This window comes from Hungatella sp. SL.1.14, assembly GCF_024460495.1.
GTDB classification, from domain to species: Bacteria; Bacillota; Clostridia; order Lachnospirales; family Lachnospiraceae; genus Hungatella; species Hungatella hathewayi.
This window is the reverse complement of the sequence record NZ_JANFYJ010000386.1, coordinates 1-298: the sequence shown is the minus strand read 5'-3', so window position 1 is coordinate 298 and position 298 is coordinate 1. Positions and strand designations below refer to the sequence as shown.

General features: G+C 47.0%; 1 pseudogene. It reads right to left on the bottom strand.

From position 1 onward, the window contains the following. Positions 1 to 61: 61 nt before the first annotated feature. Positions 62 to 298, bottom strand: a pseudogene (locus NE473_RS31480) (LysM peptidoglycan-binding domain-containing protein); the annotation flags it as partial.

The window sequence follows — 298 nt, the reverse complement described above, 5'->3', positions numbered from 1 at the left end:
CTTCCGACGTTATGTAATCTGATTCGTCTCCTTCCACTCCGCTGCTTAAATACATCAGCTAATTAGGTCCCTGAAAATACTGAACATGCTGCTTCCAGTAATTAAGCGGACTTAAATCATTTCCCGGCGCTCCACACAGAAACCAGCCCAGAACGGACCGTTTCGGAAACAGCTGTTCCACTCTCTGATACGCCTTTTTCCACGCAAGTTCTGAAAAGACCACTTTCTGGCCCTGTTCCGTTACATCTTCCATTTCCATGGCGCCGTCAATAAAGATATACGGCGTCCCATCGTTCAT